This window comes from Streptomyces sp. NPDC048612, from assembly GCF_043199295.1.
Classification (GTDB): Bacteria; Actinomycetota; Actinomycetes; order Streptomycetales; family Streptomycetaceae; genus Streptomyces.
In genome coordinates this window covers 253,655-277,584 of sequence record NZ_JBICVV010000010.1, presented here as the reverse complement: position 1 = coordinate 277,584, position 23,930 = coordinate 253,655, and the positions used below count along the sequence as shown (strand labels likewise).

Here is a 23,930-nt window from a genome sequence, read left to right as displayed (position 1 = left end):
CCCTCCGCGCCGTTCGCATGGTTGTGTGCAGCACTGTGGCGTTACGCGCGCTTCCCTGGGGATCGGTGCGGCATCGCACCGTCGCGGCACCTCACCCCAGCCACCCCACCAGGATGCGTCATTTGGTGCCAGAAGTCGGAATCGGCTCGTCGTGGCGCAGCGCCCGGAACAACTCCCCCGCCCCGTTCTCGTCCCACGGCAGCACCGACCCGACACCACTGACCATCACCCCGGGCCGTTGCACCGGAACCGTCGTCGCCGTGCCGCCGCCCCCGGCGATCTGCTTCATCGACCAGCCCATATCCAGCAGCCGCGCCACATCCGCGCCATCGTCCACCAGCAGCGCCGCCAGCGAGGCGTCCCGCACCCGCGTCAGCCGGTCCGGATCGAGCAGCACCGACGGGGCCGCCATCTCGTCCGCCACCGCACCCAGCAACTGCCGCTGGCGCTTCACCCGTCCGAGGTCACCCTCCGGGTCGGTGTACCGCGCCCGGACGAACGCCAGCGCCTCGGCCCCGTTCATCCGATGACAGCCGGCCACGAAGTCCGCGCCCGACTTCTCGTCCTTCAACGGGGCGTCCAGACACAGCCGCACCCCGTCCAGCGCGTCCACGACCTGCACGAACCCCAGGAAGTTCACCTCGGCGTAGCGGTCGATACGCAGCCCGGTCGCCTGCTCCACCGTTCGGGTGAGCAGCTTCGGCCCGCCGTCCGCGTACGCCTCGTTGATCTTCCGGCTGCCGTGGCCCGGTATCGGGACGTAGCTGTCCCGCGGCAGGCTGACCAGCGTGGGGCCGTGCTCCCCGGAGTGCAGCACCATGATCGTGTCGGTGTTCTGCACCTCGTTGTTGCCGACGTGCAGCTCAGCGCGCTGCTGCGGGGTCAGCGCGGTACGGCTGTCGGTGCCGACCAGCAGCCAGTTCGTGCCCTTGCCCGCGGCCGGCCGGCCCGGGTAGTCGGCCAGCGCGTCCACATGCTGCAGCTGCCGCCCCGTCGAGACGTACAGCCAGGCCCCGCCCGCACACACCAGGGCGACCAGCACCAGCAGCACCACCAGGGTCCAGGTGAACCACGCCCAGCGGCGGCGGCGCCGTGGCCGGCGCGGCGGCCCGCCCGTCCGCCCGCGGTGCCACCACCGCGGGCGCCCTGCCCGGTACAGCGTCGTCGACGACGCCTGCGACAACGGGGGTATCGGACGGCCCATATACGCATGGTCGGCGCGCCCGGCCCGTTCCGCAGGTCGAGCGCCCCGCACCGGCCCGGCGGGCACCGGCCCCGGGCCGGTGACACACCGCTACAGCAGCCCGTCCCACATCTGCTCCAGCAGCACCGACCACCAGGTCTCCGGCGAGCCCAGCGCGGGCGGGTCCAGCGCGACCAGCTGCGCCTGGAAGTCGACGGTCCACCGGCCCGCCTGCTCGGGCGTCAGCCCGTACCGCAGCCGCCACATCCGGCCCAGCATCGCCAGACAGCGCGTGAACTCCGGCAGCCCCGAGTTCACGAACTGCGGCGTCGCCGGCTGGCCGCCGGGACCGGCCTCCATCGGCACCGCCACGATGTGCGCGGTCCCGTACTGCACACACAGCTGACGGCCGAAGTCGTTGCCCATCACCAGATACGAACCGGCGTCCGCGGCCGGCTGCACCATCCGCTCCGCCGCCAGCTCCGCCAGCGTCGGCACCGGACGGTGCGGCTGCGCCTGCGCCCAGAAGAACGGCCCGAAGTCGACCGGCAGCCCGGCCCACACCAGCATCTGCGCCACCACGTCGGGCACCCCCTGCCGGGAGACCGCCCGCTGGTCGAAGCGGAACAGGGCCTGCGGACCGAACGCCTGCTCCAGCTCCTGCCCGATCACCTGCGGGGGCGCCGGCGGCACCGGCTGCACCTGCGACGGGTGCGGCAGCGGCACCCGCACCGGCGCCGGACGCGCCGGACCGTCCGCGACCTGGTGCAACTCGCCCTGGTGCTCGACCAGATGCCGGACGCCCTGCTGGCGCGAGGCGTGTTCGCGGCCGTACGCGGCGGTGTGGCTGATCCGCACCTGCGGCCAGTTGTCCCGGATCATCCGGGCGCAGTAGCCGCCCGGCAGGTCACAGCACTCCAGCTCGGTGTGCAGCTCCAGCACCTGCTGCGGCGGGATGTTCATCCCGCGCAGCTCGTGCAGCAGCTGCCACTCCGGGTGCGGCGTACCGGGCGCGGAACGGCGCACGATCTTCTGCTCGGACCCGTCCGGCGCACGGTAGCTCAGCACCGCCATATAGCCCGGACCGACCGTCGGCAGGCCGCCGGGCGCCTGCGGATAGCCGTACGCGCCCGTGCCGCCGGGGCCCGGCGCACCGGGCGGCCCCTGCTGGGGACCGGGCGGCGCCGGGGGCGGCGGCGTGGGACCGGCCGCCGGCGGCACACCGGGCGCACCCGGACCGCCGCCCGCGCCGGGTCCACCGGCACCGCCGAGGCCGGCCGCCTGCACGGACGCGCCGTCGGCCAGCATCGTCGCCGCGGCATGCACCCCGCCGCCGGGACCGCCCGTGGCGGGCGGGGCAGGCGGGGCGGGCGGCGGGGGCGGACCGCCCTGGCCACCGGAGTTCCGGCCGTCCGCGGGCGGGCCGGGCACGCCGGGCGGGCCGGGCGGCTTGGGCACGCCCGGCACACCGGGCGGCGCGGGCGGCGGCGGCACCCCGGGGCCACCGGCGCCGCCGCCCGGCCCCCCGGCGTTCGCGAGCCCGGCCGCCTGCACGGCCGCACCGTCGGCCAGCATCGTCGCGGCCGCGTGCACCCCGCCGGGCCCCGGACCGCCGGAACCGGACGCACCGGCCCCGCCCGACGCCTCCGGCCCGTCCACCGCGCTGAGATCCAGCTCCGCCGCGTCCAGCTGCGAGACCATCTGCGTCGGCACATACCCGCCGGCCGGCCCACCGGACCCCGCCGGACCGGACGCCTCGGACCCGCCGGCCTCCGCGGCCTGCTGCCCACCGTCCCCGCCCGCCACCGGCGGACCGGGTACGGGGGGCGGCGGGGGCGGACCCCCGGCGGCGTTGCCGGGCAGCGCGGAGCCGTCGGCCAGCATCGTCGCCGCGGCATGCACCCCGTCGCCCGCGGGCGGGGCGGGCGGCGCCCCGGTAGGCGGCACACCCGGCCCGGTCACGGCGGCACCCGGCGGGGGCGGCACCTCGGTGACCGGCGCACCGGACGGCGGCGGCAGATCCGGCAGCCCCGCGGCGGCCGGCGGCGCGGACGGCATCGGCGGCGGCAGCGCACCGGCGCCGGGCCGGGCCCCGTCCTCCGGCGCGGCCGGCGCGGGCGCGACCTGCGTGTGCGGCAACTGGCTGCCGCCCTGCAGAAGTTCGGTCTTGGCGTCCGGCCGGGCCCGCGGCGCCGGCGCCTCGTCCGCCTCGTCGAAACCGGCCAGCGGCGGCGCGAACACCGTCGCGGGCAGCCCCACGGAACGGTCCTCGCCCCCCGCACCGGAGGTCGTGTCCGCCCCGGCCCACGGCTCCGGCACCCCGGAGGCGCCCGCCCCCGGACCCACCTGCGCACCGCTCTGCGCGGCCCCGCCGTCCGTGCCGTTGACGCTCACCTCGGCCCAGGCGTCCGACACCGGCGCCTCCGCCGCCACCGGCCCGGGGGCGGGCGCGGGAACAGGCGGCGCGGCCGGAGCCGCACCCTCCGCGCCCCGCTGCTCCGCCGCCCGCCGCGCGTCCGCCGCCTCCTGCAGCCACTCCGGCGGCGTCAGCAGGAACGACGTGGCCTCCAGATCGATCCGCTGCGGCGGCGCCTCGGCCGCCCCGCGCCCGGCGTCCACGGAAGCGCCGTACTCCTCCTCGTAACGCCGGATCACCTCACCCACCGGCAGCCCCGGCCACAGCGTCGTCTCCCCGCTGTCCCGCGCGATCACCAGCCGGGCCCGGCCGCCATCGGTCGTCGGCCCTCCCTCCCGGTCCTCCGCCCAGGCCACGAAGCCCAGATCGAACTCCCGCACCCGCACCTCACGGTGGAGCGCCGGCGGCACCTCGCCGTTCACCCACAGCTCGGCGCGCTCCTGCGCCTGCGCGAACGTCACCACCGCGCTCAACCCCCCACCGCGACCGCGTACGCGAAGCCACCGTCGACCATCAGATCCGCCACCGTCTCCAGCTCCGGCGGATTGCCCGCCAGCCGCTGCAGGAAGTCATCGAAGTCCGCGCCGCACGGCAACAGCAGCCGCTCGACCCGCTCCTGCACCGTCCACCCGTCCTGGTCCCGGGCATCGTCGTACGGACAGAACCACACCGAACCGAGCGCCTCGCCGCGCACCTTTACCGCGACCACCCCGCCCTGTACGAACGCCACGCCCAGATAGTCCTTGGTGAAGTGGTCCCGCAGGCACTTGTTCACATAGAGCAGATCGTTGACCGCCGCATCGTCGCGCACCGTGAAGAACGGCTGGTCGACCAGCAGCCCCAACTCCGCGTCCAGCGCGGCACCCACCGGGGCGCAGCCGCCCGCCGCCTTCAGGAACGAGCGGTACGCACCCGGCAGCCGGTAGCCCAGCGCCTCCTCGGCCTGGGCCAACTGCTCCTCACCGACCGACAGATCACGGTGCGGGAGCCCGAAGTGCGCCGGCCGGGTCTCCTGCAGCGGCCGGGTCCCGCGCTTGTCGTGCGCCACGGCGGCCGTCGCCAGCCCGCCGTGATGCCGCAGCAGCGCCTTCACCTCGACCGGGATCAGCTCCATCCGCCGGGTGCCGGCCACGTGGTGCCAGGTCCAGCCGTGCGGCGTCGCCACCGCCGGCACGTCTATCCACAGCTCGTGCCCCTGCGCGTGCAGGGCCGCGTTCGCCGACACATAGTCCGTCAGCCGCAGTTCGTCGACGCCGAAACCCTCCGGCGGCTCGGCGATCTCCGCCGCCGCGCGCGCATACGGCGAGAACTCCGGGAAACCCCGTTCGTCCATCCGCACCCCGGCGGGGTAGCGCGCCGCGCGCACCGGATCGGGAAAATGTACGACCTGCCCGGCATAGGCCGAATTCGGTGGCGCGGCATGTCCCGCCGCCTGGGGGCCGGGGAGTGCCCCCAGCCCTTGCCGACCTGTCGTCATCGCACGTGCCCCCTGGCTGAAGCTGGCTTTGCAGCACAGCCTAAGCCGTACCGCCACGCCCTCCCCGCCTCCCCCGCCCCCGCCCGTCAGCCCCGCGACACACCGGCGTCACCCACCGCCACACCACCCCCGAGCCCCCCGCGCACCACCCCGCCCACCAGCCCCGATACCCCGCGACCGACGCCCCGTCAGCCCGCCGTAAGATCACCCGCAGCCCCACCGACTACCGCAAGACCCAGCACATTTGGCAGGCTGACCCTCCCCCACCTACGGCGAGGGGCCCCCAGTACCACGGGGATTCGGGGAGGGAAAGCACCACCATGAGCACCACTGCACGCCACCACAACTCAAGCGCCGGCGACCCCCGCATCGGCTGGAGCGGCACCGCCGACACCCATCGCGCACCCGCCCTCCGCCAGCGCCGCGACGGCATCCTCCCCACCGTCGCCGCCGCCCTGTCAGTACGCGGACAAACCCTCACCTGTACCGCCGGCAAGGCCGAACAGCCCCCCGCCCTGCACCCCCTCGTCCAGGACTTCCTCGACACCCTCGCCACCGCACAGCGCGAACGTTTCACCGGACGCTGCCCCGAAGCCGTCCTGCTCTCCCGCCACCTCACCGCCGTCGAGTCCAACCGCGGCAAACGCGCCTCCCGCAAACCCCTCACGAACGGCGAAGCCCGCCGCTCCCTCAAACACTCCAAACTCACCACCCGCCACATCCGCGAGGACGGCGACCCCCAGCACGGCAGCTACGCCCCGCCCTGCCGCTCCTGCGACGCCCTCCTCGCCCACTTCGGCGTCATGCCCATCAGCGGCACCACGCCCACAGGAAGCTGACCGCCACCATGCCGCCCACCACCCCCGGCCCCCGCACCCCCGCCCACGACCGGACCGACTCGACCCGCTTCCCCGCCGCCGTCGACGTCGCCCTCCAGGAAGCCGGCTGGCACCCCGGCCGCTGGGACATAAAGCAGGCCGAACACTGGGCAGACACCCTCCGCGCCCACACCTCCCCCGCCGGCCACCGCCACACCGTCTTCCCCGCCGCCGTCGAGGCCTGGGCCGAATTCGGCGGACTCCACATCACCGGACCCGGCCCCGGCCGCCACATCGCCCCCACCCCCTTCACCCTCGACCCCCTCCACGGACTCCACCTCGCCCGCACCCTCGGCGACCTCGGCCGCGCCCTGGAGACCGACGTCGCCCCCCTCGGCCGCGAAGAACTCACCGACCACGACGGCGCCACCTTCACCCAGGCCACCCTCGCCATCGACGCCGAAGGCCGGATCTACAGCCTCGACCACACCGGCGACTGGTACCTCGGACCCGACATCGACAGCGCACTGGGCACACTCGTCCTGGGAAGCCGGCCACTGCGGCTGGGAGTGGCCGGGCCGGAGACGGACTGAACCGCCGCCCCGGCGCCCTTCCTGCCGGTGCCCGTGCGTACGTCAGGCGGCCTCGGCGGGAGCCGGCAGGACCGCCGAGACCCGGAAACCACCGGCATCCGTCGGACCCGAGACGAAGACACCCCCCAGAGCGGTCACCCGCTCCCGCATGCCCACCAGACCGTTACCGCCACTCGGCAGCCCCGCATCCGCCGCCCCGCCCTCACACGGACCGTTCTCCACCTGCACCGCCAGCTCACCCTCCCGGTGCGCCAGCCGCACCCGCGCCCGCGCCCCCGGCGCATGCTTGTGCACATTCGTGAGCGCCTCCTGCACCACCCGGTAGACGGTCCGCTCCACCGAAGGCGCATACCGCCGCCCGGCCGGTTCCCCCTCCGCCACCCCGTCCACCGACAGCTCCACGACCATCCCGGCCGCCCGCGACTGACCCACCAGATCCGCCAGCTCCGCCAGATGCGGCCCCTCGGAATCCGCCTCCCCGGCAACCGGCACCGGCTCCCCGGCCTCCTCCGGCGCCTCCCCCACACCCTCACCGGCGAACGGCTCCGACGGCCGCGCCCGCACCGTCGCCCCCGCCCGCGACGCCACCGCCGCCAGCCGCTCCGGCGCACCCGACACCACGTCGCCCCGCGCCGCCGCATCCGCCGTACGCAACACCCCGAGCATCTCCCGCAGCTCCGTCAGCGCCTGCCGCCCCATGTCGCCGACCAGCCCCGCGTTCTTCGACGCCTTCTCCGGGTCCTTCAGCGCCACCGCCTGCAACGCCGCCGCATGCACCACCATCAGACTCACCCGGTGCGCGACCACGTCATGCATCTCCCGCGCGATCCGCGTCCGCTCCTCGTTACGGGCCCACTCCGCCCGCTCCTCGGCCCGGTCGGCCAGCAACGACAGCTCCCGCTCCAGACCGTCCGCCCGCTCCCGCAGACTCTCCACGAGCCGCCGGCGAGCCCCCACATACAGCCCCCACAACACCGGCGGCGCCGTCAGCACCAGCCCCAGCGCCAACGACATCGCCGGGATCAGCCACCCCGGCGGCTGGAAGTCCTCCTGCGCCGCCACGTCCTGCCGCAGGCTGAGGAACGTCGTCACCAGCGTCCCCGCCGCCGTCATCGACGCCAGCAACGCCGTGATACGGCGCGGCACATCCGACGCGGCGAGCGTGTACAGCCCCACCGTGCTCAGCAGCCCGCCCATCACCGCCGGAGTCACCGCGATCGAGACCAGCACCACCACCACCGGCCGACGCCGGCGCAACAACAGCACCGGCCCCACCAGCAGACCCAGCAGCACCCCGACCAGCTGCGGCAACTGCGCCCCGTCGGCGAACCGCGCCCCCTCGAAGACACACTCCACCGTGGAAGCCGCCGCCAGACCCACGTCCAGCACGGCACTCCGCCGCCGGGCCCACCACCACGGCCCGCTCACCGGCGCACCCCGCGCGCCCACACCTTCGCTTGCCCCCGTTGCGGTCATACCGACCAGCCTACGGGCGCCCACCCCCCAAGCCCCGACCCCTAATGGGCCACAAACCAGGCCCCATACCAGCCCTTACCGCGGGTTTTCCCTCGAACTATTGAATCGCCCACACTTTCGACATGCCCGCGCGCGACACGCTGCCCCGACGCCAGGGCCGGGCCTCCGCGCCCGCGCCCGCGAACTGCGCGGCCAGGGCCTCGGTTGCCTGGTGGTCCGGGTGCTACAAAGTGCGGAGCTATACCGTCGCATCGAAGGCTGGTGGTGCGGCATAGTGTTGGGTGCCAAGCGGCCAGACTGACGAGATGTCCGGTCTAAACCGCTCTACTATCCCCTGTGGTGTAATTGGCAGCACTGAGGCTTTTGGTGCCTTATGTCCGGGTTCGAGTCCTGGCGGGGGAGCACATGCACAACGGGCGAATATCCGGGTCCTGACCACCACGTCAGGACCCGCCCGCGTTTCGGCTGCTATACGCACCGGTATCCTTCGGGTGACCACCACCCGAAGTAGCCAAGAAGCCGAAGGGCATCCCCGTGAGCGCCAACCGCCCGGCAGCCGTCGTCGTTCTCGCAGCGGGTGAGGGAACCCGCATGAAGTCGGCCACCCCAAAGGTCCTGCACACCCTCTCCGGCCGGTCCCTCGTCGGCCATGTCGTCGCCGCCTCCCGTGAGCTGGACCCCGAGCACCTCGTCGTGGTCGTCGGCCACGCCCGCGAGCAGGTCCAGGCGCACCTCTCCGAGATCGACCCCGGTGTGCGCACCGCGGTGCAGCACGAGCAGAACGGCACCGGTCATGCGGTGCGTACGGCGCTGGAGGAGCTGAGCCAGAGCGGTGTGGCCGTGGACGGCACGGTGATCGTCGTCTGTGGTGACACCCCGCTGCTGACCGGGGAGACGCTGCGCCTGCTCGGGGACACGCACGCCGCGGACGGCAACGCGGTGACGGTGCTGTCGGCCGAGGTCCCGGATGCGACGGGCTACGGGCGGATCGTGCGGGACGAGAGCTCGGGCGCAGTGACCGCGATCGTCGAGCACAAGGACGCGAGTGTGGCGCAGCGGGCGATCCGGGAGATCAATTCCGGGGTGTTCGCTTTCGACGGGCGGCTGCTGGTCGATGCGCTGGGCAAGGTGCGTACGGACAACAGTCAGGGTGAGGAGTACCTGACGGATGTGCTGGGGATCGTGCGCGAGGCCGGGCACCGGGTCGGTGCGGCGGTGGCCGGCGATCACCGGGAGATTCTGGGGATCAACAACCGGGTGCAGCTGGCCCAGGCGCGGCGGCTGCTGAACGAGCGGTTGCTGGAGCGGGCGATGCTGGCCGGTGTGACGGTGGTGGACCCGGCGTCGACGTGGGTGGATGTGTCGGTGACGTTCGAGCCGGACGTGACGGTGCACCCGGGGACGCAGCTGCTGGGTGCGACGCATGTGGCGGCGGGTGCCGAGGTGGGTCCGCATTCGCGGCTGTCGGACACGACGGTGGGTGCGGGCGCGGTGCTGTCGTTCACGGTGGCCGAGGGTGCGCGTGTCGGCGAGGGGGCGAATGTCGGGCCGTACGCGTATCTGCGTCCGGGTACCGATCTTGGTCCGAAGTCGAAGGCCGGCACGTATGTGGAGATGAAGAACGCGTCGATCGGTGCGGGCACGAAGGTGCCGCATCTGTCGTATGTGGGGGATGCGACGATTGGTGAGTTCACCAATATCGGCGCGGCGAGTGTCTTTGTGAACTACGACGGTGAGGCGAAGCACCACACGACGGTCGGGTCGCATTGCAAGACGGGGTCGGACAACATGTTTGTGGCTCCGGTCACTGTCGGGGACGGCGCTTATACGGCGGCGGGCTCGGTTATCACCAAGGATGTGCCCCCGGGTTCGCTGGCGGTCGCGCGTGGCCAGCAGCGGAATATCGAGGGTTGGGTCGCGCGTAAGCGGCCTGGAAGTGCCGCCGCGCAGGCGGCTTCGGCTGCTCGTCAGGATTCCGAGGGCGAGCGGTGATCGTGCAAGGGGTGCGCCGTGCGGGGCGTACCGTGATGAGCGCACGCAAACTGTGATTCGAGGAGATTTGCTGTGACCGGGATCAAGACGACCGGCGAGAAGAAGCTGATGCTCTTCTCCGGCCGCGCCCACCCCGAGCTGGCGGAGGAGGTCGCGCATCAGCTGGGTGTCGGCCTGGTCCCGACGAAGGCTTTTGACTTCGCCAACGGTGAGATCTATGTCCGCTATCAGGAGTCGGCGCGTGGCGCGGATTGCTTTTTGATTCAGAGCCACACGGCTCCGATCAATAAGTGGATCATGGAACAGCTGATCATGATTGATGCGCTGAAGCGGGCGTCGGCCCGGAGCATCACGGTCGTGGTGCCGTTCTACGGCTATGCGCGTCAGGACAAGAAGCACCGTGGCCGTGAGCCGATCTCGGCGCGGCTGATCGCGGACCTGATGAAGACGGCGGGTGCGGACCGTGTGGTGACGGTGGATCTGCACACGGACCAGATCATGGGCTTCTTCGACGGTCCGGTGGATCATCTTTTCGCGCTGCCGGTCCTGGCGGACTACGTGGGCGCGAAGGTGGACCGGGAGAAGCTGACGGTGGTGTCGCCGGACGCGGGCCGCGTCCGGGTGGCGGACCGTTGGTGTGACCGTCTGGGTGCGCCGCTGGCGATCGTGCACAAGCGGCGGGACAAGGACGTGGCGAACCAGGTCACGGTGCACGAGGTCGTCGGTGATGTGAAGGACCGGGTGTGTGTCCTGGTCGACGACATGATCGACACGGGTGGCACGATCTGTGCGGCGGCGGACGCGCTGTTCGCGAACGGTGCCTCGGATGTGATCGTGACGGCGACGCACGGTGTGCTGTCGGGTCCGGCTGCGGACCGGCTGAAGAACTCGAAGGTGAGCGAGTTCGTGTTCACGAACACGCTGCCGACGCCTTCGGAGCTGGAGCTGGACAAGATCACGGTGCTGTCGATGGCGCCGACGATCGCCCGGGCGATCCGTGAGGTGTTCGAGGACGGCTCGGTGACGAGCCTCTTCGAGGAGCAGTGAGTGCGGGCGCCGGGCGGGCCTGTGAGGTAGTCCGGCGCTGATCGACTTTGGGGCGGCCTTCCGGCCGGGTAGACTCGTGGAGTTGCTCGGCGAGGGAGGCCGCCCTTTTGTGGTGGCTGTCCGTTATCGACGCGCTCTTCGTAGCAGGTCTGTCGTGGGCCGGGTGACGCCCACCGGATGTTTCTGAGTTACGAGGAGTGCAGTCATGGCTGAGGTCAAGCTCACCGCCGAGGTCCGTACCGACTTCGGCAAGGGTGCCGCGCGTCGTGCGCGTCGCGCCGACCTGGTTCCCGCGGTCATCTACGGTCACGGCGCGGAGCCGCAGCACGTGGCGATCCACAACCACGCGCTGATGATGGCCCTGAAGACGCCGAACGCCCTGATCCGTCTGGACTTCGACGGCAAGAGCGAGCTGGTCATCCCCAAGGCCGTGCAGCGTGAGGCGATCCGCCAGTTCCTGGTGCACGTGGACTTCCTGGCCGTGAAGAAGGGCGAGAAGGTCTCCGTCGAGGTGCCGATCCACGTCGAGGGTGACCTGGCCCCGGGCCAGCACGTCCTGGAGCACGTGCTGAACGCGCTGCCGATCGAGGCCGAGGCCACCCACATCCCGGAGTCGGTCACGGTGTCCGTCGAGGGCCTGGAGGCGGGCTCTTCGGTGCTGGCCAAGGACATCGCCCTGCCGTCGGGTTCCGCGCTGTCCGTCGAGGACGACGCCGTGGTGCTGCAGGTTGTCGCGGCGCAGGCGGAGGCCCCGGCCGAGGAGGCCGCCGAGGGTGAGGGCGAAGGCGCCGAGGCCTGAGTCGCTTTTCGCTGAGGCGTTTTCTCAGCGAGTGGTCCAGCCGCTGCCGCGTGCCTTTGGGTGCGGGGCGGCGGTTGGGCTGTTTCATGGGCAGTTGCGGTCGGGGCCGGCGGATGCGGCCGGCGGATGTGGGAGTTGCTGACATGGCGGACGCTGATCCGTGGCTGGTGGTGGGGCTGGGTAATCCGGGCCCGGAGTACGCGCGCAATCGCCACAATGTGGGATTCATGGTGGCGGATTTGCTGGCGGAGCGGATGGGGGGCCGTTTCAAGACGCACAAGGCGCGGGCGCAGGTGGTGGAGGGGCGTTGTGGTCCGCCGGGTCCGTCCAGTCGTCGTGTGGTGGTGGCGAAGCCGATGACGTTCATGAATCTGTCGGGTGGGCCGACGACGGCGTTGCGGGATTTCTACAAGGTGCCGGTGGGCAACATCGTGGCGATTCACGATGAGTTGGATATTGATTACGGTGCGCTGCGGCTGAAGCTGGGTGGTGGCGACAACGGGCACAACGGTCTGAAGTCGATCACGAAGTCGCTGGGCGCGGAGTATCACCGGGTGCGGTTCGGGATCGGGCGTCCGCCGGGTCGTATGCAGGTGGCGGATTTCGTGCTGAAGGATTTCTCGGGGGCGGAGCGGCGGGAGCTGGATTACTTCGTGGACCGGGCGGCGGATGCGGTGGAGACGTTGATCGTGGACGGTCTGGAAAGGGCACAGACCACGTACAACTCCTGAAGGGGACAGCGGTGGTCAGGCTCTGACGAACCGTTTCCGGAGGTTGACCGGGTGAGGGGTGATGGCCAAGGATCGCCGCCATGGCCAGAAGCAGTACGCGCACCCGTTCGGTCAGACGCAGTCGTACCCGGCGGGCCGGTGAGAGTGCCGTCGGGATGCTGCTGGTCGCCAGGGCCGGGGTGATGGGCCTGCTGGCGTTGCTGCTGCTGGTGGCGGGGGTGTGGACGTCGTGGCAGACGGCGCAGTACGCGATGCTGGTGAAGGCGCGGGGGCGCGGTGTGATGACGGTGTCGGCGTGTGCGGGTGAGCGGTGTACGGGTCCGTATGTGCCGTCGGCGGGTGAGGGCCGGCGGCTGGCGAAGGTGTCGGTCGCGCAGGGGTCGGTGGACCGGGGTGCGCGGGTCGAGGTGACGGTCAAGCCGGGAACGACGCATGCGGTGCGGACGGGGGCGGCCGGGATTCTGCATGCGTGGGTGCCGTTCGCGGGGTCGTTGCTGCTGGCGGCGCTGGTGGTGGCCGGGGGGATGCGGTTGCGGCGTACGGCGTGGGTGATGGGGTTGTTGGGGGCGGTGTTGCTGGGCGCGGCGTTCGCGGCGTTGTAGGGCTGATACGGCGGCGGCCCGTCCTCCTTGGTGGAGGGCGGGCCGCCGTCGTGTGTGGTGCCGGGGTGGGTCAGCCGGTGTTGCGGAGTCCGGCGGCGACGCCGTTGACGGTGAGCAGCAGGGCGCGGGCGAGGACCGGGTCGGCTTCCTCGCCGCGTTCGGCGGCGGTGCGCTGGCGGTGCAGCAGCGAGACCTGGAGGTAGGAGATCGGGTCCAGGTAGGCGTCGCGGATGTGGAAGGTCTGCTTGAGGACGTCGTTGGAGTCGAGGAGTTCCTTCTCGCCGGTGACGCGCAGGACCTCGGCGACGGTGAGCTCGTGCTCGGCCTTGATGACGTCGAAGACGTGCTTGAGCTCGTCGGGGACGAGGGTGTCGACGTAGTGCTGGGCGATCCGCAGGTCGGTCTTGGCCAGCGTCATGGTGACGTTGGACAGGAAGTTGCGGAAGAAGTGCCAGTACTCGTGCATCTCGTCGAGGACGCTGTCGAGTCCGGCCTCGCGGGCGGCCTTGAGACCGGTGCCGACGCCGAACCAGCCGGGGACGATCTGTCGGGACTGGGTCCAGCCGAAGACCCACGGGATGGCGCGCAGTCCGTCGAGGCCGGCGCCGGAGTCGGGGCGGCGGGAGGGCCGGGAGCCGAGGTGGAGTTCGGCGAGCTGGTCGACGGGGGTGGACGCGAAGAAGTACGCGGGCAGGTCGGGGTCTTCGACGAGGCGGCGGTAGGCGCCGTGGGCGGCGTCGGAGACGGTCTCCATGGCGGCGTCCCAGCGGGCGAGTGCCTCGTCGGACTGCCGGGGGGCGGTGTGCAGGGCGGAGGCCTGGAGGGTGGCGGCGACCGTCAGCTCCAGGTTCTCCCGCGCCAGCGACGGCACCAGGTACTTGTCGGAGATGACCTCGCCCTGTTCGGTGACCTTGATCTCGCCTTCGAGGGTGCCGTAGGGCTGGGCGAGGATCGCGTCGTGGGAGGGGCCGCCGCCGCGGCCGACGGTGCCGCCGCGGCCGTGGAAGAGGCGCAGCCGGACGCCGTGCCGGTGGGCGACGTCGCGCAGCAGGCGCTGGGCGCGGTGGATCTCCCACTGGGAGGTGGTGATGCCGCCGAACTTGGAGGAGTCGGAGTAGCCGAGCATGACCTCCTGGACGTCGCCGCGGAGGGCGACCAGGCGCCGGTAGGAGGGGTCGGCGAGCATCTCGTCGAGGAGCTGGTCGGCGATCTTCAGCTCGTCGGTGGTCTCCAGGAGCGGCACGATGCCGACCTTGGCCCAGCCGGCGTGCAGGTCGATGAGTCCGGCCTCGCGGGCGAGGACGGCGGCGGCGAAGACGTCGTCGGAGCCGGCGCACATGGAGATGATGTAGGACTCGATGACCTCGGGGCCGAAGGTGTCCTTGGCCTTGAGGATGGTGCGGAAGACGCCGAGGGTCTTGGCGCCGGCCTCGTCGAGGGGGGCGGGGGTGGGGGCCAGCGGGCGGCGGGAGCGCAGTTCCTTGGCGAGGAGCTTGCGGCGGTAGTCGCGCGGCATGTCCACGTAGCGCCAGGATTCCTCTCCGAGGCGGTCGAAGAGCTGGCCGAGGGCGTGGTGGTGGGCGTCGGCGTGCTCGCGGACGTCCATGGTGGCGAGCTGCAGGCCGAAGGCGGCGATGGTGCGCAGGGTGCGCTCCAGGCGGCCGTCGGCGACCAGGCCGCCGCGGTGTTCGCGCAGCGAGTTCTGGATGAGGGCGAGGTCGTCGAGGAGCTCGGTGGTGCCGAGGTAGTCGCGGCCGGGGACGTGGGGGGTGTCGCCGGCGAGGCGCTCGCGGGTGTTGAGGAGCTTCTGCCGGATGCAGGTGGCCTTGAGGCGGTAGGGCTCCTCGCTGTTCAGCCGCTTGTAGCGGGGGCTGATCTCCGGGAGGAGGTCCAGGTCGTGCTGGAGGGAGGCGAGCAGTTCGTCGGTGGCGCCGCAGTTGCGGATGGAGTTGGACAGGGCGCCGCGCAGCTCGTCGACGTGCTCCAGGGCGTCGGTGATGCCGTGCTCGTGCTGGAGGAGCAGGACGTCCCAGGTGACCTGCGGTGTGACGTTGGGGTTGCCGTCGCGGTCGCCGCCGATCCAGGTGCCGAAGGTCAGCGGGCGGGTGCCGGCGGGCAGCTCGGTGCCGGCCCGCTCCAGCTCGGCGGCGAGGTCCTCCAGGACGTCGCCGACGGCGCCGCGGCCCAGCTCGTCGAGGTAGTAGATGGCGTTGCGGGCCTCGTCGGTGGGCTCGGGGCGGGCGACGCGCAGCTCATCGGTCTGCCAGATGAGGTCGATGTTCTCGGCGAGGCGGAGGTCGGCGCGGCGGCGCTCGGCGTCGGGGCTGTCGAGCAGCTCGGCGACCTTGCGGAGCTTGGTGAGGACGGAGCGGCGGGCGGCCTCGGTGGGGTGCGCGGTGAAGACGGGGCGGACGCCGAGGTTGCGGGCGGTGGCGCGCAGGTGCTCGGGGTCGGCGTCCTTCAGCATGTCGGCGGTGCGGGCGAGGATGCTGCCCTCGGCGGCGCGCCGGGCGCCGAGCTCCCGGCCGCGGTGGACCTGCTCGGTGACGTTCGCAAGGTGGAAGTAGGTGGAGAAGGCGCGCACCAGCTTGGCGGCGGTGGCCAGGTCGGTGTCGCCGAGGAGCCGGGCGGCGGCTTCGCCGTCGGAGCGGGTCAGGGCGCGTACCCGCTCGACGAGGTCGAGCAGCTCCTGCCCTTCCTGGCGGACGAGGGTCTCGCCGAGGAGGTCACCGAGGCGACGGATGTCGGCACGCAGGGCGACGTTGTCGCTCGGGCCGGTTTCGGGGCCTTCGATGGACACGATTTCGGCCGGGGTGTGGTCGGCGCTGCTCACAGGTGCGGCTCCTTGCGGCGATCAGGGACGTCGCACGCGACCCGTGGGAGGGGTCGGGGCGGGCGACGGGTTGGGCAGTTCTGATGCGGGCGGGTTGCGGACCGCGCTGTCCGACGTCCCCAGGATAGGTCTGCCCAGCTTCGGCAGATCACACCGTCCGCTGGGTGGGCACTGCGTCACAGCGGACGGGTGTGGCGCCTGTCACGGCCTTGCCCGTGGCGGCGGCACTGCCATACTTACGAGACCGTAGGTTACGGTTCCGTAGCCGTAGACGCGCCCCCGAGCCCCCGACGAGGGACACCATGACTGCTGGTCCTGAAGCTGTAGAAGATCCACCGGTATCCGCCGATTCCGCCGCCGGTCCGGCCGCCGGTACGCAGGCGCCGTCCGCGACGCTCGGCGGTGAGCAGCGCAGGTCGGTCGAGCAGATCTCGCTCCTGCTGTTCATCATCGTCCCGTTCGTGGCGCTGCTGGCCGCGGTGCCGCTGGCGTGGGGCTGGGGGGTGAGCTGGCTCGATCTGGCGCTGCTGGTGGTGATGTACTACATCGGCTGCCACGGCATCACGATCGGCTTCCACCGCTACTTCACCCATGGCTCGTTCAAGGCGAAGCGGCCGCTGCGGATCGCGCTCGCGGTCATGGGGTCGCTGGCCGTGGAGGGGCCGCTGGTGCGCTGGGTGGCGGACCACCGCAAGCACCACAAGTTCTCCGATGCCGAGGGCGACCCGCATTCGCCGTGGCGCTTCGGTGAGACGGTGCCCGCCCTGATGAAGGGCCTGTGGTGGGCGCACATCGGCTGGATGTTCGACGAGGAGCAGACCTCGCAGCAGAAGTACGCGCCGGACCTGGTCAAGGACCCGGCGATCCGCCGGATCTCCCGCCAGTTCGTGCTGTGGACGGCGGTCTCGCTGCTGATCCCGCCGCTGGTGGGCGGCCTGGTGACCTGGTCCTGGCAGGGTGCGCTGACCGCGTTCTTCTGGGGCTCCCTGGTCCGGGTCGCGCTGCTGCATCACGTGACGTGGTCGATCAACTCCATCTGCCACGCCGTCGGCAAGCGCCCCTTCAAGTCCCGTGACCGCTCGGGCAACGTCTGGTGGCTGGCCGTCCTCTCGTGCGGCGAGTCCTGGCACAACCTGCACCACGCGGACCCGACCTGTGCGCGGCACGGGGTGATGAAGGGGCAGCTGGACTCCAGCGCCCGTCTGATCCGCTGGGCCGAGAAGGCGGGCTGGGCGTACGACGTCCGGTGGCCGGACGCGTCCCGGCTGGACGCGCGACGCGCGGAGAAGGCCGCCGGGGGTGCCGCCCGGCGCTAGCGGGGAAGGCATCATTGACGGGTGGCGATCGACGACAGCAGTACCAGCGGCAGCAAGAGCAAGTCCTCCTCCGCGGGGACGCGGCGGGCCCGCAGGGTCCGGATGACCGGTGCGGAGCGCCGGGAGCAGCTGCTGGACATCGGTCGCACGCTCTTCGCCGAGCGGGGTTACGAAGGCACGTCGGTGGAGGAGATCGCGGCGAAGGCCGGGGTGTCCAAGCCGGTGGTCTACGAGCACTTCGGCGGCAAGGAGGGCCTGTACGCGGTGGTCGTGGACCGCGAGATGCGGCAGCTGCTGGACATGGTGACGGGCGCACTGACCGCCGGCCACCCGCGCGAGCTCCTGGAACAGGCCGCCTTCGCGCTTCTCGACTACATCGAGACCTTCACCGACGGCTTCCGCATCCTGGTCCGCGACTCCCCCGTGGCCCAGTCGACGGGCTCGTTCGCCTCGCTCATCAGCGATATCGCCACCCAGGTCGAGGACATCCTGGGCCTGGAGTTCAAGGCCCGCGGCTTCGACCCGAAGCTCGCCCCGCTCTACGCACAGGCCCTGGTCGGCATGGTGGCCCTGACCGGCCAGTGGTGGGTCGACACCCGCAAGCCGAAGAAGGCGGAGGTGGCGGCCCACCTGGTCAACCTGGCCTGGCACGGCCTGGGCAACCTGGAGGCTCGGCCTCGGTTGATAGGGCATCGGAAGAATTGAGGGGGGCGGGGCCCCGGGCGTAACGGCCCACCGCCCCGCCTCCCATGCCCTCACCCCTCGGCCGTAGTCACCGCCTCCAGGAACTCCAGCCGGTTGCCTGCCGGGTCGACCGAGTAGAAGCGGCGGTGGCCCGGGAGGTTGTGGTCCCAGGTGACGGGGGCGCCGCCGGTGGCCAGGCGGGTGGCGAAGGCGTCGAGGTCGTGGACGCGGAGGCCGGGGTGGGCCTTTTTCGAGGGGCGGTGGTCCGGGTCGATGCCCAGGTGGACGCGGGCCGTGCCGGCCTCGAACCAGCATCCGCCGTTGGCGGCGAGCGTCGGCGGCTTGGAGACCTCGGTCATGCCGAGGAGGTCCCCGTAGTAGACCCGTAGGGCGTCCTCGGTGCCGGGAGGTGCGGAGAGCTGGATGTGGTCGAGGCCGGTGATCATGGCGTGGGTCACCTCGGGGGGAGAGTCGGGGCACGGGGACGGGGCCGGCGGTGGGCGGAAGCGTCAGCCGGTGGTCGGCTTCCGGGCCGGACCGTCAGCCCGTCGTCGGTTTCCGGGCGATGGCGAAGATGCGGCGGAAGGGGAAGACCGTGCCGTGCGGGCCGGTGGGGTAGGCCTTGCGGAGGGCGTCGCGGTATTCGGCGAGGAAGGCGTCGCGGGTGTCCGGGTCGTTCTCCAGGGCGGTGAGGACGGGGCGCAGGGCGGTGCCCTTGACCCAGTCGAGGACCGGGTCGTCGCCCTCCAGGAGCTGGACGTAGGTGGTTTCCCAGACGTCGGCGGCGCAGCCGAGGTCGATGAGGCGCTCCAGGTAGTCGGCCGGTTCGAGGATGTGGACGAAGCGGCGGCCGTGGGTGGTGAGCCGCTCGCGCCACTGGGGGGCGTCGCACAGTTCGCCGAGGAGGGCGTGGCTGGGTGAGGTGAAGTTGCCGGGGACCTGGAAGGCGAAGGTGCCGCCGGGGGCGAGGGCCTCGATCCAGCGGGCGAAGGAGTCCGGGTGGTTGGGGACCCACTGGAGGGCCGCGTTGGAGACGATCAGGTCGTAGGTCTCCTCGGGCGTCCAGTCGGCGGCGTCGGCGGGGGCGAAGTCGAGGTGGCCGCCGCCCGGGGTGGGGCCGGCGTGGGTCTCGGCCTCCTTGAGCATCTCCGGGGAGTTGTCGAATCCGGTGATGTGCGCGTCGGGCCAGCGGGTGGCGAGGTGGGCGGTGACGTTGCCGGGACCGCAGCCGAGGTCGGCGATGCGGGCGGGGCGGCCCTGCCGGGGCAGGTCGGGTATCCGGGTGAGCAGGTCGAGGAACGGACGGGTACGGTGCCCGGAGTGGCGGAGGTATTGCTGCGCATCCCAGGTTGGTGCGTCGTGCATGTTCGAAACCCCTTTGCCGATGCAGGGCTGACACAAGGCGGGCACGGTCTGGTTCGAGCCGTCTCGGCTGGAAACCGAGCCCCCGCCGACGATGCCCATAGTCCAGCGAAATATATCTCGACGTCAAGAGACTTCATGTCGACAGACCCTTTACACTGATCGTCATGGAGGACGAGGTCGACCGACTGGTCGCAGCATGGCGCCGTGAACGCCCGGACCTCGACGTGGAGCCGCTTGAGGTCCTCAGCCGCGTCTCCAGGCTGGCCAGACACCTCGACCGGGCCCGCCGTATCGCGTTTTCCGAGGTGGGGCTGGAGCCCTGGGAGTTCGACGTGCTCACCGCGCTGCGGCGCGCCGGGGCGCCGTACCAGCTCTCCCCCGGGGCGCTGCTGACACAGACTCTGGTCACCTCGGGGACGATGACCAACCGCATCGACCGGCTGGCCAAGAAGAACCTCGTCGAGCGGCTGCCGGACCCCAGCGACCGGCGCGGAGTGCTGGTCAGACTGACCGCCGAGGGCCGCGACCGGGCCGACCAGTCACTGGCCGGACTGCTGGTGCAGGAGCGCGCCATTCTGGCCGAGCTCTCCCCCCAGCAACGCCGCGAACTGGCCGGGCTGCTGCGGCAGTTGACCGGGCCGTTCGACAACACCCCGGGCTAGCGGGCCCGGCGCCGGGGCCATCCCGGAGCGCGCCCGAAGGGTCCGTGGCACCGGCGTACGACCTGTTGGCGCACCGCATTTGATGGCGCGCGTGAAGGATGCGCGCGCCCCCTGAAGTGCCCGCGCGCCCCTCTGGGCCCCGTGCCCTTGCCCGCCGCTCGCCCCGTGGGCTTGGATCGCGCCATGAGCCAGCAGCGCGCACCCCGCCCGGCGAACGGCCCGTACGGCAGGCGGTTCGAGGGCCGTACGGTTCTGGTCACCGGGGCCGCCGCCGGGATCGGGGCGGCCACCGCCGACCGGCTGGCGGCCGAGGGCGCCGGGGTCCTGCTGCTGGACATCGACGACGCACGCGGCGAACACACCGCGCGGCGCATCCGGGCGGCCGGCGGCCACGCCTCGTACGAGCACTGCGACGTGGCGGGCGAGGACGGCTGGCGGCGGGCCGTCGAGGCGGCGCGGCGGCGCTACGGCCCGGTGGACGGGCTGGTCAGCAACGCCTTCCTGCCGTATGGGGCGGCGGACGACCGCACCCCGCTCGCGGACTGGGACCGGCAGCTCGCGGTCGACCTCACCGGTTCGTTCCTGGGGGTGCGCGCCGCGCTGGCGGATCTGCGGGCGCGCGGCGGCTCGGTGGTGCTGACCTCGTCCCCACACGCCCTGGCCGGGCTGCCGGGGCGGCCCGCCTACGCCGCGGCGAAGGCCGGACTGACCGGTCTGGGCCGTCAGCTCGCCGTCGAGTACGGGCCGGAGGTGCGGGTCAACTGCGTACTGCCGGGCCCCGTGCTCACCGCGCCCCGGGACGGCATCGGCGAGGAGGAGCGGCAGGCCGGCGCCGCGGAGACGGCGGCGCGGCGGCTGGGGCGGCCCGAGGAGGTCGCGGCGGCCATCGCCTTCCTGCTCTCCCCCGAGGCGTCCTTCGTCACCGGCGCCGGCCTGGTCGTCGACGGCGGCTGGAGCGTGTACACGAACTCGTCGTGAGCCGTGCCCGCTGACGGCGGGGCCGCGGCGCCCCGTGCGGGCTTCGATCCGTAGGGGAGTCCATGGGCATCCATTTCGGCGGCGACTACAACCCGGAGCAGTGGCCCGAGGAGGTGTGGGCCGAGGATCTGGAGCTGATGCGGGCGGCCGGTGTCACCATGGTCACCGCCGGGATCTTCTCCTGGGCCAAGGTCGAACCCCGGCCCGGAGCCTGGGAGTTCGGCTGGTTCGACCGTGTCATGGACGGGCTGGCGGGCGCCGGGATCGCCGTCTGCCTGGCGACCATGACCGCCTCCCCGCCCCCGTGGCTCTCCCGCGCGCACCCCGAGATCCTGCCCGAGGACGCCGACGGCCACCGCCGCTGGCCCGGCGGCCGCCAGCACTACTGCCCCTCCAGCCCCGTCTACCGCGCCCACGCCGTACGCCTCGTCGAACAGCTCGCCACCCGCTACGCCGGCCACCCCGCGCTCGCCCTGTGGCACATCGGCAACGAGTACGGCTGCCACACCCGCCACTGCTACTGCGAGGTGTCGGCCGGGGACTGCCGGCGCTGGCTGCGGGAGCGGTACGGGAGCATCGGCGCGCTCAACGACGCCTGGTCGACGGCCTTCTGGTCGCAGGCGTACGGCGACTTCGAGGAGGTGCTGCCGCCCCGCACCGCGCCCACCTTCCCCAACCCCGCGCAGCAGCTCGACTATCTGCGCTTCGGCGACGAGGCCCTGCGCGCCTGCTATCTGGCCGAAAAAGCGGTGCTGGCACGCCTCACCCCGGGCATTCCGGCCACCACCAATCTGATGCCGCAGCACAAGCCGGTCGACGCCTTCGCCTGGGCGCCCCATATGGACGCGATGGCGCTGGACTTCTACCAGGACCCTTCTGTGCCCGACGACCACGTCCGGGCCGGGTACGTCTTCGACCTGATGCGCTCGGCGCGCTCCGGGCAGCCCTGGATGCTGCTGGAACAGGCGCCGGGCGCGGTCAACTGGCGGCCCCGCAACGGCCCCAAGCCGCCGGGCGCGATGCGGCTGTGGAGCTGGCAGGCCGTCGCCCAGGGCGCGGACGCGGTGCTGTTCTTCCAGTGGCGGCAGTCGCTGGGCGGCGCGGAGAAGTTCCACTCGGCGATGCTGCCGCACGGCGGGACCGACACCCGGATCTTCCGCGAAGTGTGCGAGCTGGGGCGGGAGTTGGCGTCACTACCGGGGATCGCGGGGACCCGGTCGCGGGCCGGGGTGGCGCTGCTCGCGGACTGGCAGAGCTGGTGGGCGCTGGAGCTGGACTCCAAGCCGTCGACCGCACTGGAGCACTCCCGGATCGCGCTGGACCACTACCGGCCGCTGTTCGAGGCGGGCGTGGCCTGCGACGTGCTGCCGCCGCGCCGCGAGCTGTCCGGCTACCGGCTGGTCGTGGCGCCCAGCCTCTACCTGCTCACCGCGCCGGACGCCGAGCGGCTGGCCGCCTATGTACGCGACGGCGGGCGGCTGCTGGTGTCGTTCTTCTCCGGGATCGTCGACGAGAACGACCGGGTGCACCCCGGCGGCTACCCGGCGCCGCTGCGGGCGCTGCTGGGGCTGCGGGTCGAGGAGTTCTGGCCGCTGGAAGCGGGCCGGACGGTGGCGGTCGGGGGCGGTGACTACACGGGCCGGGCGGATCTGTGGTCGGAGGCCCTCGACCTCGAAGGGGCCGAGGCGCTCGCCCGCTTCACGGACGGGCCGCTCGCCGGCCGCCCCGCGGTGACCAGGCACTCCTACGGGCGGGGCACGGTCTGGTACGTCGGCACCCGGCTCGAACCGGCGCTGATGCGGGCGCTGCTGGACGACGTCCGCGCCGCGGCCGATGTCCGCCCCGTACTGCCGGAGCTGCCGCCGGGCGTCCAGGCCACCGTCCGTGAGGGCGCCGGCGGACGCCATGTCTTCCTGCTCAACCACGGGACGGAGACCGTCGAGGTCACGCTGCCGGCACCGATGCGGAACGCACTCGCGGCAGACGGGACGCCCGGCACCGGGGCCGTCGGCCGGATCACGCTGGGGGCACGGGGCGTGGCCGTACTGACGGAGCCCTAGGGGTGTCCGCAAAGTCCCGCCCCACGGCCGTGCGGACCCGGCCCACCGGCCGGGCGGGCCCCTCAGGGCACCGGTACCGACGCCGCCGCGGCCGCCGTCTCCAGCTCGACCGGGCCGACCCCGGCCCGGCGGGCCAGCGCCACCGCCGCGAGGGTGGAGTGCACTCCGAGCTTGCCGAGGACGTTCTGCATATGGGTACGGACCGTGTGCGGGGAGAGGAACAGCCGCTCGGCGACCGCCTTGCGGCCCAGGCCCGCCACCATGCAGCGCAGCACCTCCCGCTCGCGCGGAGTCAGCGACTCCACCAGCCGCTCGCTCTCCGAGCGGTGCTTGCGGGCGGCCGTCAGCTCCCGCAGGACGCCGGTCAGCAGGGCGGGCGGCAGATGCGTCTCGTCGCGGAGCACCCCGCGGATGACGGCGAGCAGCCGGGACAGCGAGCAGTCCTTGGCGACCCAGCCGGAGGCTCCGGCCTGCAGGGCGGCGGCCGCCCGGCGCGGGTCGTCGCGGTCGGCGAGGACGACCGTGCGCAGATACGGATGGCTGGTGCGCAGCCCGGCGACCAGCGCGATGCCGTCCCGCGGCACGGCGCGCGGCACGGACTCCCGCGGGACGGCGTCGCGGGCCGCCCCCTGCGCGGGGACCGCGAGCAGCGGCGCAGCGAGGTCGGCGTCGGCGAGCAGCACGTCGAAGCGGCGGCCGTCGGTGGCCGCCCGGTCGAGAGTGCGCAGGGCAGCGGGGGCGCTGCCCGCGGCCGCGACGTCCACGTCCTGTTCCGCGGCGAGCGCGGCCGCCAGGGATTCGGCGAAGATGCGGTGGTCGTCGACCACCAGAACCCGGATGCGTTGCACAGAGACCCCCTGTCTCGGTGAACGGACCATAGCGGGCACGACGCCCGGAC

The 23,930-nt window shown here is 72.4% G+C and carries 20 protein-coding genes and 1 tRNA gene; 13 read left to right on the top strand and 8 right to left on the bottom strand.

What is annotated here, in order from left to right; genetic code table 11:
• Positions 1-118: 118 nt before the first annotated feature.
• The 3 genes from ACGFN2_RS18300 to ACGFN2_RS18290 form a co-directional block, all read right to left on the bottom strand.
• Positions 119-1,054: an LCP family protein gene (locus tag ACGFN2_RS18300; protein ID WP_393361486.1), complete on the bottom strand. Its 936-nt coding sequence runs from the start codon at positions 1,052-1,054 to the stop codon at positions 119-121.
• 240 nt (positions 1,055-1,294) lie between these two features.
• Positions 1,295-4,063 carry an SUKH-4 family immunity protein gene (locus ACGFN2_RS18295; RefSeq protein ID WP_393361442.1) on the bottom strand — a complete coding sequence of 923 codons (2,769 nt, stop codon included), beginning with the start codon at positions 4,061-4,063 and terminating at the stop codon, positions 1,295-1,297.
• Positions 4,064-4,068: 5 nt separating this feature from the next.
• On the bottom strand, positions 4,069-5,076 hold the full coding sequence (locus ACGFN2_RS18290) for an SMI1/KNR4 family protein (protein WP_362613359.1): 1,008 nt from the start codon (positions 5,074-5,076) through the stop codon (positions 4,069-4,071).
• A 320-nt stretch (positions 5,077-5,396) separates the two neighbouring features.
• Here ACGFN2_RS18290 and ACGFN2_RS18285 point away from each other — a divergent pair, with 320 nt between their 5' ends.
• Positions 5,397-5,915, top strand: a complete 519-nt coding sequence (locus ACGFN2_RS18285) for a YwqJ-related putative deaminase (protein WP_362613357.1) — start codon at positions 5,397-5,399, stop codon at positions 5,913-5,915.
• 8 nt (positions 5,916-5,923) lie between these two features.
• A complete protein-coding gene (locus tag ACGFN2_RS18280; protein ID WP_362613355.1) occupies positions 5,924-6,487 on the top strand; it encodes an SUKH-3 domain-containing protein in 564 nt (187 codons plus the stop codon).
• A 42-nt stretch (positions 6,488-6,529) separates the two neighbouring features.
• On the opposite strand, the gene ACGFN2_RS18275 is transcribed toward ACGFN2_RS18280, so the two are convergent.
• The gene (locus ACGFN2_RS18275; RefSeq protein ID WP_393361438.1) at positions 6,530-7,963 is read right to left on the bottom strand and encodes a sensor histidine kinase; all 1,434 of its coding nucleotides are present in this window, start codon (positions 7,961-7,963) and stop codon (positions 6,530-6,532) included.
• A 330-nt stretch (positions 7,964-8,293) separates the two neighbouring features.
• On the opposite strand from ACGFN2_RS18275, the gene ACGFN2_RS18270 reads away from it, so the two are divergent.
• The 6 genes from ACGFN2_RS18270 (at position 8,294) to ACGFN2_RS18245 (ending at position 13,134) form a co-directional block, all read left to right on the top strand.
• Positions 8,294-8,365, top strand: a tRNA-Gln gene (locus tag ACGFN2_RS18270).
• A 132-nt stretch (positions 8,366-8,497) separates the two neighbouring features.
• A complete protein-coding gene (gene glmU, locus ACGFN2_RS18265) occupies positions 8,498-9,955 on the top strand; it encodes a bifunctional UDP-N-acetylglucosamine diphosphorylase/glucosamine-1-phosphate N-acetyltransferase GlmU (protein WP_362613352.1) in 1,458 nt (485 codons plus the stop codon).
• A gap of 72 nt (positions 9,956-10,027) precedes the next feature.
• Positions 10,028-11,002, top strand: coding sequence for a ribose-phosphate diphosphokinase (locus ACGFN2_RS18260; protein ID WP_362613350.1), 975 nt, complete (start codon positions 10,028-10,030; stop codon positions 11,000-11,002).
• 205 nt (positions 11,003-11,207) lie between these two features.
• A complete protein-coding gene (locus ACGFN2_RS18255) occupies positions 11,208-11,801 on the top strand; it encodes a 50S ribosomal protein L25/general stress protein Ctc (protein ID WP_362613348.1) in 594 nt (197 codons plus the stop codon).
• Positions 11,802-11,944: 143 nt separating this feature from the next.
• Positions 11,945-12,532 (top strand): aminoacyl-tRNA hydrolase, encoded by a 588-nt coding sequence (gene pth, locus ACGFN2_RS18250; protein WP_362613346.1) that lies wholly within the window; start codon positions 11,945-11,947, stop codon positions 12,530-12,532.
• 80 nt (positions 12,533-12,612) lie between these two features.
• Positions 12,613-13,134: a hypothetical protein gene (locus ACGFN2_RS18245; RefSeq protein ID WP_393361433.1), complete on the top strand. Its 522-nt coding sequence runs from the start codon at positions 12,613-12,615 to the stop codon at positions 13,132-13,134.
• 70 nt (positions 13,135-13,204) lie between these two features.
• On the opposite strand, the gene ppc is transcribed toward ACGFN2_RS18245, so the two are convergent.
• Positions 13,205-15,967 carry a phosphoenolpyruvate carboxylase gene (gene ppc, locus ACGFN2_RS18240; protein WP_393361430.1) on the bottom strand — a complete coding sequence of 921 codons (2,763 nt, stop codon included), beginning with the start codon at positions 15,965-15,967 and terminating at the stop codon, positions 13,205-13,207.
• A gap of 302 nt (positions 15,968-16,269) precedes the next feature.
• On the opposite strand from ppc, the gene ACGFN2_RS18235 reads away from it, so the two are divergent.
• Positions 16,270-17,283: a fatty acid desaturase gene (locus tag ACGFN2_RS18235; RefSeq protein WP_362609665.1), complete on the top strand. Its 1,014-nt coding sequence runs from the start codon at positions 16,270-16,272 to the stop codon at positions 17,281-17,283.
• A 21-nt stretch (positions 17,284-17,304) separates the two neighbouring features.
• Positions 17,305-17,988, top strand: coding sequence for a TetR/AcrR family transcriptional regulator (locus tag ACGFN2_RS18230; RefSeq protein WP_362609667.1), 684 nt, complete (start codon positions 17,305-17,307; stop codon positions 17,986-17,988).
• A gap of 50 nt (positions 17,989-18,038) precedes the next feature.
• Here the strand turns inward: ACGFN2_RS18230 and ACGFN2_RS18225 are convergent, their stop codons facing one another.
• Both ACGFN2_RS18225 and ACGFN2_RS18220 read right to left on the bottom strand, forming a co-directional pair.
• The gene (locus ACGFN2_RS18225) at positions 18,039-18,413 is read right to left on the bottom strand and encodes a VOC family protein (RefSeq protein WP_393361426.1); all 375 of its coding nucleotides are present in this window, start codon (positions 18,411-18,413) and stop codon (positions 18,039-18,041) included.
• 94 nt (positions 18,414-18,507) lie between these two features.
• Positions 18,508-19,332, bottom strand: a complete 825-nt coding sequence (locus ACGFN2_RS18220; RefSeq protein WP_362609683.1) for a trans-aconitate 2-methyltransferase — start codon at positions 19,330-19,332, stop codon at positions 18,508-18,510.
• Between the two features lie 164 nt (positions 19,333-19,496).
• On the opposite strand from ACGFN2_RS18220, the gene ACGFN2_RS18215 reads away from it, so the two are divergent.
• The 3 genes from ACGFN2_RS18215 to ACGFN2_RS18205 all read left to right on the top strand — a co-directional run bounded on the left by ACGFN2_RS18215 (position 19,497) and on the right by ACGFN2_RS18205 (position 23,032).
• Positions 19,497-19,994 (top strand): MarR family transcriptional regulator, encoded by a 498-nt coding sequence (locus ACGFN2_RS18215; RefSeq protein ID WP_362609685.1) that lies wholly within the window; start codon positions 19,497-19,499, stop codon positions 19,992-19,994.
• Between the two features lie 183 nt (positions 19,995-20,177).
• Positions 20,178-20,972 (top strand): SDR family NAD(P)-dependent oxidoreductase, encoded by a 795-nt coding sequence (locus ACGFN2_RS18210; protein ID WP_393361422.1) that lies wholly within the window; start codon positions 20,178-20,180, stop codon positions 20,970-20,972.
• A gap of 62 nt (positions 20,973-21,034) precedes the next feature.
• The gene (locus tag ACGFN2_RS18205) at positions 21,035-23,032 is read left to right on the top strand and encodes a beta-galactosidase (protein WP_393361419.1); all 1,998 of its coding nucleotides are present in this window, start codon (positions 21,035-21,037) and stop codon (positions 23,030-23,032) included.
• Between the two features lie 62 nt (positions 23,033-23,094).
• Here ACGFN2_RS18205 and ACGFN2_RS18200 read toward each other — a convergent pair whose 3' ends face one another.
• Positions 23,095-23,880: a LuxR C-terminal-related transcriptional regulator gene (locus tag ACGFN2_RS18200; protein WP_393361416.1), complete on the bottom strand. Its 786-nt coding sequence runs from the start codon at positions 23,878-23,880 to the stop codon at positions 23,095-23,097.
• Positions 23,881-23,930: the final 50 nt, after the last annotated feature.